Genomic DNA, 12,875 nt, shown 5'->3' on the forward strand with positions numbered 1-12,875 from the left:
AAAGTATGAAAATCAGCATTCAGATACCTATGCTTGAAAGGAGAATCATGATGCGGAAGTACCAATCACGCATTCAAGCCATCATGTTTGTTGTATGTATGGCGCTTACTTGCTTTGCTCCCTTAGCTGAAGCCCAAGCTGCTCCAGAAGAAACACTCGCTACGCCACCTGTCCAAATGTTCGATATGAAACAGGAGCGTATCGTTAAAAGCGTTCCCAACCAGGAGATCTATCAGCAGCATGCAATGGAATGGCTAAAGTCCATTACAAAAGTCGCCCCTCAAGTATCCATCGGGTCAAAATGTGGTTACATTGTTAGAGTCCCATTAGTCAAACCATATACCGTAACGCTGCCTACATTAAAAGTTGAAACCAATACGGTATTTTTAATTTACTGTCCGCAAAAAGAGCCTCTGCTTCTTATCTTCGGTCCTGATCGCAAGCCTTATCTAATGGAGTTTAAGGCGGACGTAAAGCCGTTTATCGAGCATATGCTTACGCCAAGCCATCCAGGTGCCAATCGAGAATAGACCTTTTCTTAGTCTATTAAGAAAAAAGGCTATACACTCCAGTCAAAACATGCTAAATTAAGCGTTAATAATTGGCAATACGCATGTTATAGAAGATGGAGTGAACGGAATGCCGTACGTGAATGAACAGTCGTTAAACATTACTCCGGCAGATCGTATGAACGATCTGCCTACTCAATTTTTTGCCCAGCTTGTAAAAAAGTGCAATGCTCGTATCGCTGAAGGCCATGATGTTATCAATCTCGGCCAAGGCAATCCCGACTTGCCTACACCTCCCCATATCGTAGCCTCTATGCAGGCAGCAGCTGCAAACCCGCAGTATCACAAATACTCTCCCTTTACCGGCTATCGCTTCCTTAAAGAAGCGATTGCGCATCGCTATAAGGAAGACTATAACGTAGATCTGGATCCTGACAGCGAAGTTGCCATCTTGTTTGGCGGTAAAACAGGTCTCGTGGAGCTGAGCCAGATCCTCCTTAATCCAGGCGATGTCTGTCTTGTTCCAGATCCCGGATATCCCGACTATTGGTCAGGCGTCGTGTTGTCTGGAGCTGAAATGGTGATGATGCCTCTCACGGAGGCCAATCATTACTTGCCGAAGTATGAGGAGCTTAAAGAAGAAGAGCTTAGAAGAGCAAAGCTGATGTTTCTAAATTATCCAAACAATCCGACAGCGGCTACAGCCGATTCTTCCTTTTATGAGAAAACCGTACAGTTTGCAAGGGAGCATCAAATCGTCGTTGCAAGCGACTTTGCTTATGGTGCGATCGGCTTTGATGGCAACAGACCAATAAGCTTTCTCGAGACACCAGGAGCGAAAGAAGTCGGTGTGGAATTCTACACCTTGTCGAAGACGTACAATATGGCGGGTTGGCGCGTGGCGTTTGCGCTTGGTAATAAAGAGATTATTCGATACATCAATTTGCTGCAGGATCATATGTATGTGAGTCTTTTCGGTGCTGTTCAAGAAGCAGCTGCTCAGGCATTGACTGGCCCGCAGGATTCTGTTCACGCTTTGTGCGCAACCTATGAAAGCCGCCGCAAAGCCATGTTCGAAGCTCTTCAACGGATCGGCTGGCAGGCTAGAATTTCCCAAGGGTCTTTCTTTGCATGGCTTCCTGTTCCTAGACCTTATACATCAACGGAATTTGCGGACCTGCTGCTCGAAAAAGCAAACGTCGTCGTTGCACCGGGCATCGGATTCGGTACATACGGAGAAGGCTACGTTCGTGTTGGCTTGCTGGCGGAAGAGGCAAGGCTTGTTGAAGCGATTGAACGCATTGGTGCATTGCATTTATTTTAATTCATAAATGTGGCATTTGCTTTCTTTACTTTTCAATGAAGAGCATGCTAAACTGGTATCAAGTTTAAAAGAGCTGAATAACCTATTGACATATAACGTAATGAGAGGGCCAGTATGCATGGTACATTCCTAAGTGAATGTTCGTGATGCTCAGAGAGCGGTTGCCACAGGCTGCAAGCAACTGCCGTTCACACCAGCAGAATCCTACCCTTGAACGGTCTAAGCCTAGCTGATGGCACATCGTCATCGTGTACAGCTGGTTATGGAACGGCTGCCCCGTTATCGGCATGAAGTGGGAAGCGTGAATTCATTATGAGTGCAGAATGCATAATGGACATCGTTTCAATGAAGGTGGTACCGCGGAAGCAACAGACTTTCGTCCTTTACGGACGAAGGTCTTTTTTTATTATCCACATCTATAGTTGATCATTACCCGAGGACTAACCGAGCTCTTGGAACATCACTTAAGCCCTACTATATACATTTCAGCGTCAATCATCGATCAGCTGTATGATCGCACTTTAGAACATTACTACGTTATCGCCCTACAGAGTCAACTGATGAAGGGCTGCAGATTATAGGCATATTCGGCAAAAATCAAAGGATGGATGAGAACATTATGAGCGTACAGCGTATTGTCGTCAAAATTGGAAGCAGTTCACTAACCTCGGAGCACGGCGGCTTAAATCGTGATCAAGTTCGTTTTTTTGCAGAAGAGTTGAAAACTTTAACCCAAGCTGGTTATCAGATCGTGCTGGTTACCTCAGGAGCCGTTGCAGCCGGATTCCGTCAAATGGGATATGATCAGCGTCCGAAGCTCCTTCATGAGAAGCAGGCAGCAGCAGCCGTCGGCCAAGCGCTGTTAATGCAAGCTTACCAAGAGTATCTGCAGCCATACGGCATATCATCTGCACAGATTCTATTAACAAGACAGGACTTTGCGAATCGCAAGCGCGGGCACAACGCCTATCTGACGATCGAAGAGCTTCTGAAGCTTGGTGTGATTCCGATCGTGAATGAGAACGATACGGTATCCATTGATGAGCTGAAGTTTGGTGACAATGATACGTTGTCCGCACTAGTTGCCAATCTCGTTCATGCTTCGCAGCTAATTATTGTGACAGATATGGACGGTCTCTATACAGAAGACCCAAGAAAAAATCCACATGCGACTCGCTTCGATGTGATCGAGCAGATCACAGACGAAATCTACAGCTATGCAGGCGGAGCCGGTTCCGCAGTCGGTACTGGCGGTATGCGTTCCAAGCTCGATGCAGCACGCATTGCCATGCGCGGCGGTGTTAAGGCCTTTGTAGGCCGCATTGCTGAACCTCATGATTTGATGAGAACAATCCAAGGCGAAGGAAGAGGAACTTATTTTGAAACCCATCAGCATGGATTACCGGTGAAAAAGCAGTGGCTCGGCTTCCACTCTACTCCGCTTGGTCGCATTGTCGTTGATGAAGGCGCAGAACAAGCGCTCCTCGTAAGAGGTTCAAGCTTGCTTCCTGCCGGCGTAAAAGCCATTCATGGCGAGTTCCATCCTGGAGATGTTGTTGAGGTAACAAATCATCATGGTGATGTGATTGGACGCGGTATCGCCAATTACGATCATGAGCAATTAAACCAAGTGGCTGGTTTAACGACACCTGACGTTCTAAAGCGCTGTGAGGTCAGTCGCATTGAAGTGATTCATCGTGATGAATGGGTAACGCTGCGATCTACTTAATGGTTTAGATTTATATACTTAGAATGAATACAATTGGAAAATTAATACTATCAATTGTGTGTTAAGGAGGATGCCCTTATGAGTGAAGTATTGCAAAAAGCTAAGCTTGCAAAAGAAGCTTCCATCAAAATGAACCGTGTTACAACCTCAGAGAAAAATGAAGCCCTGCTGCGCATGGCGGATCAATTAACGACAAGCCAGCAATCCATTATGGAGGCGAATCAACAAGATCTGGAGAATGGCCGCCAAAACGGCACGAGCCCTTCCCTGCTCGACCGGTTAGCCTTAAACGAAAAGCGAATCGTCGATATTGCTGAAGGTCTTCGCCAGATCGCTTCGCTAGAGGACCCTGTCGGCACTCTGCTTCAAACCATTGATCGTCCAAATGGCCTTCTCATGGAACAAATCCGAGTACCGCTTGGCGTTATTGGCATGATCTATGAAGCCCGTCCAAACGTGACAGTCGATGCTGCCGGTCTTTGCTTGAAGACAGGCAATGCGGTTGTTCTGCGCGGCGGCTCAGCGGCTCTTCATACAAATAAACGAATCGTTGAGGTGCTGCATGAAGCGCTCGATGCAACTGAACTGCCTCCAGATGCTCTGCAGCTCATTGAAGATGCAGATCGCAGATCTGTGGATGAAATGCTTAAGCTCAATGGCTGGCTTGACGTCGTCATTCCGCGCGGAGGTGCCTCTCTTATTCAAAATGTCGTTCAAAATGCTACTGTTCCCGTTATTGAAACAGGGGCCGGCATCTGCCACACCTACATCGATGCAACTGCTAACCCTGAAATGGCTGCTGATATTGCCCTGAACGCTAAGGTACAACGGCCCTCTGTCTGCAATTCGATGGAGACGCTCCTTGTCCATCAGGATTATGATCAGGCTGCTATTCAGCAATTATTCCAGAAATTTCAAAACGTTCAGGTGGAGCTCCGCGGATGTGAGCGCACACTTGCGCTTGCGCCGTTTGCCAAGCTAGCAACCGAGCAGGATTACGCGACAGAATATAACGACTATATTCTTAATGTCAAATTCGTAGCCAATCTTGATGAAGCCATCAAGCATATTTCGCGTTATGGAACGAAGCATTCCGAATGTATCATTACTGCGGAGCAGAATCATGCGAAGCGCTTTTTACAAGAAGTAGATGCTGCTGCTGTGTACCATAATGCTTCCACCCGCTTCACGGATGGGTTTGAATTTGGCTTTGGAGCAGAAATCGGCATCAGCACACAGAAGCTTCACGCGAGAGGTCCAATGGGACTTGTTGCATTAACCTCGACCAAATACCTCGTAATAGGCAGCGGACAGATTAGAGGCTAGGAGTTAGAACCAACGTTTATTCATGGGAGGAAACATACGATGAATGCATGTCTAAATTATTGCTTTTATGGTGCAGGGTCGGCTGCTGAAGCGGTTGTCAAAGGAATGCTAGACAAAAAGATCGCTCAACCAGAGCACATTCAGATGATCAACCGCAGCAATCAAGCTCGTCTTCAAGAGCTTGAAAATCGTTATGGCGTAAGTGCTTCCAACGATTCTAGTCTTACAAATGAATGGCTTTCTCGGGCAGACGTTATCATTTTAGCAATGAAGCCAAAGGATGCGGTTCAGGCGCTTCAAGCGCTCCGTCCGAATATCCAGGAACATACGATGCTGCTATCCCTCATTGCCGGTCTAAGCATCGCTACTATTCAGCGTATCGTTGGGCCATGCGCTGTCGTGCGCACCATGCCAAACACTTCAAGCACCATTGGACTCGGTGCAACAGGAGTATGCTATTCCACTGAGGTCGGCAAAACGCAATACGCCATAGCAAGAACGATGCTTGAAGCCATTGGCATCGTAGTAGAAGTGGAAGAAAAAGATATAGATGCGATTACAGGGGTATCCGGAAGTGGTCCTGCTTATGTATACTATATTATGGAAGCCTTAATCGAAGCAGCCGTGAGTGAGGGCTTAACGGCAGAACAAGCAGAATCTCTCGTGATTCAAACGGTACGAGGTGCAGCAGAAATGGTGCGGATTACAGGCGAAAGCCCAGCCGTGCTCCGTCAAAAGGTCACATCTCCTGGGGGGACCACTGAAGCGGCCTTGAAGGTACTTCATGAATTGCATGTAAATGAAGCGATGAAGACGGCAGTTGCTCACGCTCGCGCCCGTGCTGCTGAGATGGGAGAACGAATTGGGAGTGAGCTATAGATGAATGAATATTGTGTGGCCACGTATCGGCTCTTTGATGATACGGCGTCATTCGATAAGAAAGCGGAAGGCATAGCCGTTGGTCTGACCGTTGGCAGTTGGACGGACCTTCCTGAAGCGAAGAAGGCGTCAATGGAGAAGCATCTTGGCAGAGTTCTATCTGTGGATGTTCACGATTCCGATGAGCCTGGCAAGCGTTACGCAGATATTGCGATTGGCTATCCTGATGTGAATTTTAGTCACGACATTGCAGCCCTGCTTGTTACGGTATTCGGCAAGCTGTCCATGGACGGCAGAATTAAGCTCATTGATCTTGGTTGGTCAACATCGTTTCAGCAAGCGTTTAAAGGCCCGAAGTTCGGCATAGAAGGCGTCCGCAGCCTGCTATCAGTTCATGATCGACCGCTGCTGATGAGCATTTTCAAGTCGGTTATTGGTCATGACCTTGATGGGCTTCGCGATCAATTCTATCAGCAGGCTCTAGGCGGTGTAGATCTGATTAAAGATGACGAGATTCTATTCGAGAATCCGCTAACACCGATTCAGGACCGAGTAAGAACCTGTATGGAAGCGGCAAGGCAGGCACAGGAGCAGACCGGCAAACCTTTGCTGTATGCCACAAACCTTACTGGACCTGTATTCAAGCTGCGTGACCAAGCACTTCGTGCGATTGACGCAGGAGCCAATGCGCTGCTCTTTAACGTGTTGGGCTACGGATATGATGCCCTTCATGAATTGAGCGCTGATCCCGATATCTCGGTGCCAATCTTGGCACATCCAGCTTTGGCAGGGGCCATGTATCCAAGCATCGATCAAGGGATCTCTGCCAAGGTCCTGCTTGGTAAGCTCATGCGCCTTGCTGGCGCTGATCTTGTGCTGTTCCCTTCCCCATATGGCTCGGTAACGATGCCTAAGGAAGACAATCATGGCATTAAAGCTGCGTGCCTTGATGATACGCTGCCGATGAAGACAAGCTTCCCTGTTCCATCTGCTGGCATCCATCCAGCCTTAGTACCGCTTATTGTGGAAGACTTCGGCATCGATGTTGTAATAAACGCAGGCGGTGGCGTGCATGGTCATCCCATGGGAACCGCATGCGGAGGCAAAGCATTCGTTCAAGCCATCGAAGCCGTAATGAACAACATTTCGTTGGAACAGGCCGCTTCACAGCACCAAGAGCTTCAAGTTGCATTAGATCGCTGGGGGAAAAAATAATGACAGCTAAGAAACGTAAAGTGGTATTTTGTGATTTTGACGGTACGATTACGAACAATGATAATATCGTAGCCTTGTTCAAGCATTTTCAACCAGAGGGCTGGGATCAGATTGTCCTCGACATCGTTTCGGAAAAGAAATCGGTTAGACAAGGGGTTGGCGAGCTATTCCACTTGCTCCCTTCCTCTATGCGTGAAGAAGTCGTGGGACGTGCCATTCAACAGGCGATTATCCGCCCAGGTTTTGAAGAATTTCTTACCTATTGCAAGGCAAATGACATTGCGTTTTATGTTACGAGCGGTGGAATTGATTTCTTTGTCTTTCCTCTGCTTGAGGCCTATGATATCTCACAAGATCATATCTTCTGCAACGGAAGCGACTTTTCTGGGGATCGCATTACGATTACTTGGCCTCATGCCTGTAAAGCGCCTTGCGAGAACGACTGCGGCATGTGCAAGACGACCATCGTGCGGCAATTCTCGTCTGAGGAATATGAGCGCATTGTGATTGGAGACAGTGTGACCGACTTTGCGGCTGCAAAGCTTGTAGACTTTATATATGCAAGAGCACAGCTGATTGAGAAATGTGAGCAGCTGAAGCTTCCTTACGCTCCTTTTGACACGTTCCATGACATCATTCAGCATTTTACTGAGCAGGGGGAGACGGTTTGCCATGAATAATGTGACGCTAGAAATGAAGCAAGAGGCCTATCAAACGCTTCGCGGGATCAAAGAGACCTTTGCTGCCCGCCATTGGTTCCCTGGAACAAGCGGAAACCTCTCTGTTCGTGTCGGTGAGATCGAGGATGGCCAATTCCAATTTGCCATTACCGCCAGTGGGAAGGACAAGTCCGTACATTCACCAGAAGATTATTTATTGGTGAATGAAGCAGGTGTCCCCATTGAGCAAACCAACTTAAAGCCAAGCGCAGAGACACTTATCCATTGTGAAATTTATAAGCAGACCGGTTGCGGCGCAATCTTTCATGTTCATACCGTATTCAACAGCATCGTATCCGAGCGCTATGGCGATCAAGGAGCCGTTCCGATCCAAGGTGTTGAGCTCATCAAAGCGTTTAACATCTGGGAGGAGAATGCTCGTATCGAGGTTCCAATCGTCCCTAACTTCGCTCATATCCCTAGCATTGTTCCCCATGTAAGCGATAAGCTGAACCCGGAAGTACCTGGCATTCTGCTTCGCAATCACGGGATCTATGCTTGGGGAGCGAACAGCTTTGAAGCGAAGCGACATTTAGAAGCCTTTGAATTCCTGTTCGAATATGTGTACCGCATGGAGCTCTTAAAAGGGACAAGCCTATAACAGATATACTGTCATTCATTCTTCACTACACATACCCATTGGCTAAGTTATCATGATGGTATGTTCTCAAATGTAAAATGTCTAATGTCATGCTTTCCTTTTTTATAGGCGTCTATTGATTAACCTTATCAGAATAAAAACCGCTTCTTCAGACGAGTGAGCCCTTTTAGCAGCCAGATGGTTCCAGGCCGTTAATCAAGAGAACAATCGCTGAATTGGCGGTTTTTCTTTTGAACCTTATCGCTCTTTATTTCATGAACGATTCCCTCTAAACTTCTGGGTATACGCTCTTGCTTCCTCTGGCGTCGAGATCTGATTGCGGCTCCACTCGAGAAGGATACGGTCAATATAGCGAAAATGAATTTTCCCTGCAAATACGGCCTCTTTAAGCGCTAGTAGGATTAAGGGCTGAGAATAACGATCATCGTCTATCCAGCCCCCGATTGTCTCATACTCCATTGGGGACAGTGGGCGGCCGAATTCTTTCTCAAAGATCTCAAACAAATTCAGCTCCTGCTGTGCTCCTCTATGAGCCTGCTCCTTCGCCTTCAGCTGCTCATGCTGATTGCGAATATCTTCCGATAGCAACTTTCCTAATTTTTCCCAAAGGCCTGTCCAGTTGTAATGCTCATATTGAACATGAGTCACCTCATCCACATGCTCATCAATGCTTAAGAAGCCATCTTTGATGAGCCGCTGCAAAGTTGCCGTCACCATCGCCGTTGGCATCGCCATTCGCTCCTGCAGCTCATCTAGTGAAGGGAAATCCAAACCTTCCACTTGCTTATATCCAATCAGCTGAATGATCAACATCGTTTCGGATTCTGTAAGGCCCATACGTTTATAATGCTTTAATAAGACATAAGGCAAGGTAAGCTGTCCTGCCTGAAGAATATGTGAGATTCCTTTTGCATATGCGCGATAAGCCTCTTCCCTCATCGGACACCCCTCCTTTTATGATCATCGTATGTAGTCATAGACAGACTGACCTTATTGTCTCATGTACCCCAATAATATACAAGACATCCCGAACCACAACCGTGATTCGGGATGCCAATACGTAAGTATAGGGGCTTATCACTAAGCCCATTCACATCGTCTCATTCAGCTATGAACGATGCTGTATCGTCTGTCCATTAAGGATACAAACGATAAAGCATACGTGGGAACGGAATCGTTTCACGTACATGATCGACGCCACAAATCCATGCGACCGTGCGCTCAAGACCTAGGCCAAAGCCAGAGTGAGGCACTGTACCGTATCGGCGAAGATCCATATACCATTTGTAAGTCTCAGGAGACAGGTTATGTTCCTTAAAGCGTTCTTCCATGAGCTCAGGATCGTCGATACGCTGTGAACCGCCAATAATCTCGCCATAGCCTTCTGGAGCGATCATATCTGCGCAAAGTACAACTTCCGGACGATTCGGGTCAGGCTTCATGTAGAATGCCTTGATTCCGGCAGGATAATTTGTAATGAACACTGGTGTCTCATGGCTTTCTGCAATCGCAGTCTCATGAGGTGCACCAAAGTCTTCTCCCCACTCGATCTCATGGCCATTGTCCTTCAAGAACTTAATGGCGTCATCATAAGAAATGCGCGGGAATGGAGCTTTGATCTTCTCAAGCTTCGAGATATCGCGCTCAAGCGTTTCCAGCTCTGCTCGGCAGTTCTTAACGACCGATTGAACGATGTGGCTAACGAACTGCTCTTGAACACGAAGGCTTTCTTCATGATCCACAAAGGCCATCTCAGGCTCAATCATCCAGAACTCGATCAAGTGACGGCGAGTCTTGGATTTCTCAGCACGGAATGTTGGTCCAAAGGAGTATACTTTACCAAGCGCCATAGCCGCTGCTTCCATATACAATTGACCACTTTGTGTCAAGAATGCATCTTCATCAAAATACTTCGTGTGGAACAAGTTCGTTGTTCCTTCAGCGGAAGTCGGTGTAAGAATCGGTGGATCCACAAGTGTAAATCCGTTCTCGTCGAAGAAGTTCTGAACCGCACGAATGATTTCACCGCGGATCGTAAGGATCGCACGCTGCTTCGGCGCACGAAGCCACAAGTGGCGATGATCCATCAAGAAGTCAACGCCGTGCTCCTTCGGCGTAATCGGATAATCTTGCGTAATCTGAATGATCTCTACATTCGTTACCGTCATTTCAAAGCCAGACTTTGAACGCGGCTCTTCACGGATGATTCCGGTAACATACATGGAGCTCTCTTGCGTCAAGCTCTTTGCATTGTTCCAAATCTCTTCCGATACTTCACTCTTCACAACGACGCCCTGAATGAATCCAGTACCGTCACGAAGCTGCAAGAATTGGATCTTGCCGCTAGAACGTTTGTTGTGTAGCCAGCAGCCAATGCGGACTTCTTCGTCCACATGGCGATTTACATCGCGAATGACACAAGTTGTCGCCATTGATACGTTCTCTCCCTTTAACGATTATTTAGCTTCTGTCACGAGGCGATACGTGTCGCGTGCAATCATAAGCTCTTCGTTAGTTGGCACGACCAATACTTCCACTTTTGAATTCGGAGTGGAAATGCGGCGAGGCTCTTTTGAACGAATCTTGTTCAGCTCCGGATCAATTTCTACACCCAAGAAAGTTAGTTTCTCACATGTATGTTGTCGAATAACTACGGAGTTTTCACCTACACCAGCAGTGAACACAATCGCATCGACACCATCCATAGCCGCAGCGTAAGAACCAATATACTTACGAAGACGATACACGTACATTTCAAATGCAAGTGTTGCATTAGGTTCGCCTTGCTCCATACCATCTGTAATCTCGCGCATATCACTTGATGAACCAGAAATCGCTAACAAACCGCTATGCTTATTTAGCATTGAGTTGACTTCGTTAACAGTCAAATCTTCCTTCATCATAACAAAAGGTACAATCGCCGGATCCAAATCACCACTGCGCGTACCCATCATTAAGCCTTCAAGTGGAGTCATACCCATAGAAGTATCGACAGATATACCGCCATCAACAGCTGTCAAGCTTGCTCCGTTACCGATATGACAAGTAATAATCTTAAGATCTTCAACAGGGCGGCCGATTGTTTCTGCCGTCACTTTGCTTACATAATCGTGTGATGTTCCGTGGAAACCGTAACGACGTACTTTGTGCTTTTTATAGAGCACTTTAGGAATAGCATACATGTACGCTTTCTCAGGCATTGTTGAATGGAACGCCGTATCGAATACAGCAACCTGCGGAATGTTTGGCATGTTAGCCTCTACTGCGCGAATTCCCATCATGTGTGCAGGATTATGAAGCGGAGCCAAGTCGAATAGACTTGTAATCCCAGCTTTTACTTGAGCGTCAACGATTACAGATTCTTTAAACAAGTCGCCGCCCTGTACGACGCGATGGCCTACAGCATCGATCTCAGTAGTGGATTTGATAACACCAACTTGAGGATCGGTAAGCTTATCAAGCACTTTACGAACGGCTGTCGTATGCTCGAGAATTTCACTTACTTCGGTAACTTCATCTGTATGATGCGGCTCATGAACGAGAATGGATGAATCCATGCCAATACGCTCAACACGACCTGCTGCAAGAGCCGTTTCAGTTGTCATGTCATAGATCTGATATTTAAGCGAGGAGCTTCCTGCGTTAATTACGAGAACTTTCATATTCTATCCCCATCCTTGTTATACTTGAAGAATCCTTCTCCAGTCTTCATTCCAAGTTGATTCGCACGGACCATCTTCTTCAGTACGACGGAAGGACGATACTTGATGTCTCCAAATTCGCGGAACATACGCTCCATAGCTGCGAGTACCGAATCCAAACCGAAACGGTCTGCCATTTCAAACGGGCCGTACTGGAAATTATATCCGATTCTCATCGCGTTGTCGATGTCTTCTGCAGTCGCAACACCCTCTTGAAGAACGTGAAGCGCCTCGTTGATCAGCACGCAAATAATCCGTGAAGTGACGAAGCCTGGCGACTCATAAACCATAACGCCTTTCTTCTGTACAACCTCTTCAACAAAACGCTTTGTCTCATTAAACGTTTCATCAGAAGTTTTTAACCCACGGATAATTTCAACCAGGTCTACATTCGCAACAGGGTAGATAAAGTGCATGCCGATTACACGCCCTGGATATTTCGTGTTGCTTGCCAATTCTGTTAAAGATAAAGTTGAAGTGTTGCTTGCCAAGATTACATTGCTAGGGCAAACACTGTCTAATTCAGCAAATACTGCTTTTTTAGCTTCTAAATCTTCAGAGATCGTTTCGATAACCATATCGCAAGCACTAATCTCTGCAAGATGTGTCACTTTGTGAATGCGAGACAAGATAAGCTTTTTCTCTGCTTGGGTAATCGCCCATTTTTCAAGCTGCTTGTCCAGACTTGTTTCAATCATTTCATAGGCATGATCAAGCTTCTCTGCAGATTGCTCCACCAACAGCACGTCTAGGCCTTTGACTGCCAGCATTTCTGCAATGCCTTGGCCCATTGTACCGCCGCCGATGACGCCGATTTTTTTGAAAAACATGGTCTCTTCCACCTTTCAATGTTGCTAACGCTATTTAATATT

At 46.8% G+C, this 12,875-nt stretch carries 12 protein-coding genes; 8 read left to right on the forward strand and 4 right to left on the reverse strand.

Features of this window, described 5'->3' with window-relative positions; translation table 11 throughout:
• The first annotated feature begins 5 nt into the window (after positions 1 to 5).
• The 8 genes from I2H74_RS00985 to I2H74_RS01020 all read left to right on the forward strand — a co-directional run bounded on the left by I2H74_RS00985 (position 6) and on the right by I2H74_RS01020 (position 8,302).
• Complete coding sequence (locus I2H74_RS00985) at positions 6 to 530, forward strand: type IV secretion system protein VirB6 (protein ID WP_229106270.1); 525 nt, start codon at positions 6 to 8, stop codon at positions 528 to 530.
• A 109-nt stretch (positions 531 to 639) separates the two neighbouring features.
• Entirely contained in the window at positions 640 to 1,833 is a 1,194-nt protein-coding gene (locus tag I2H74_RS00990) for a pyridoxal phosphate-dependent aminotransferase (protein ID WP_195570862.1), read from the forward strand.
• Between the two features lie 619 nt (positions 1,834 to 2,452).
• Positions 2,453 to 3,562 (forward strand): glutamate 5-kinase, encoded by a 1,110-nt coding sequence (gene proB, locus I2H74_RS00995; protein ID WP_229106271.1) that lies wholly within the window; start codon positions 2,453 to 2,455, stop codon positions 3,560 to 3,562.
• A 78-nt stretch (positions 3,563 to 3,640) separates the two neighbouring features.
• A complete protein-coding gene (locus tag I2H74_RS01000; protein ID WP_195570866.1) occupies positions 3,641 to 4,888 on the forward strand; it encodes a glutamate-5-semialdehyde dehydrogenase in 1,248 nt (415 codons plus the stop codon).
• Between the two features lie 39 nt (positions 4,889 to 4,927).
• Entirely contained in the window at positions 4,928 to 5,767 is an 840-nt protein-coding gene (gene proC / locus I2H74_RS01005; RefSeq protein WP_195570867.1) for a pyrroline-5-carboxylate reductase, read from the forward strand.
• Positions 5,768 to 6,982: a 2,3-diketo-5-methylthiopentyl-1-phosphate enolase gene (locus I2H74_RS01010; protein ID WP_195570869.1), complete on the forward strand. Its 1,215-nt coding sequence runs from the start codon at positions 5,768 to 5,770 to the stop codon at positions 6,980 to 6,982. It begins immediately after the preceding gene.
• Positions 6,982 to 7,662: a 2-hydroxy-3-keto-5-methylthiopentenyl-1-phosphate phosphatase gene (locus I2H74_RS01015; RefSeq protein WP_195570871.1), complete on the forward strand. Its 681-nt coding sequence runs from the start codon at positions 6,982 to 6,984 to the stop codon at positions 7,660 to 7,662. Before I2H74_RS01010 ends, I2H74_RS01015 begins: the two co-directional genes overlap by 1 nt.
• Entirely contained in the window at positions 7,655 to 8,302 is a 648-nt protein-coding gene (locus I2H74_RS01020; protein ID WP_195570873.1) for a methylthioribulose 1-phosphate dehydratase, read from the forward strand. The genes I2H74_RS01015 and I2H74_RS01020 overlap by 8 nt, the downstream gene beginning before the upstream one ends.
• A gap of 252 nt (positions 8,303 to 8,554) precedes the next feature.
• Here I2H74_RS01020 and I2H74_RS01025 read toward each other — a convergent pair whose 3' ends face one another.
• From I2H74_RS01025 to I2H74_RS01040, 4 genes are all read right to left on the reverse strand, one after another.
• Positions 8,555 to 9,241, reverse strand: coding sequence for a DnaD domain-containing protein (locus tag I2H74_RS01025; RefSeq protein WP_195570875.1), 687 nt, complete (start codon positions 9,239 to 9,241; stop codon positions 8,555 to 8,557).
• 197 nt (positions 9,242 to 9,438) lie between these two features.
• A complete protein-coding gene (gene asnS, locus I2H74_RS01030; protein ID WP_195570877.1) occupies positions 9,439 to 10,734 on the reverse strand; it encodes an asparagine--tRNA ligase in 1,296 nt (431 codons plus the stop codon).
• Positions 10,735 to 10,758: 24 nt separating this feature from the next.
• On the reverse strand, positions 10,759 to 11,964 hold the full coding sequence (locus I2H74_RS01035; RefSeq protein ID WP_195570879.1) for an acetate kinase: 1,206 nt from the start codon (positions 11,962 to 11,964) through the stop codon (positions 10,759 to 10,761).
• A complete protein-coding gene (locus I2H74_RS01040; protein ID WP_195570881.1) occupies positions 11,961 to 12,833 on the reverse strand; it encodes a 3-hydroxyacyl-CoA dehydrogenase family protein in 873 nt (290 codons plus the stop codon). The genes I2H74_RS01035 and I2H74_RS01040 overlap by 4 nt, the downstream gene beginning before the upstream one ends.
• Positions 12,834 to 12,875: the final 42 nt, after the last annotated feature.

Source organism: Paenibacillus sp. 1001270B_150601_E10 (genome assembly GCF_015558675.1).
Taxonomy (GTDB): domain Bacteria; phylum Bacillota; class Bacilli; order Paenibacillales; family Paenibacillaceae; genus Paenibacillus_B.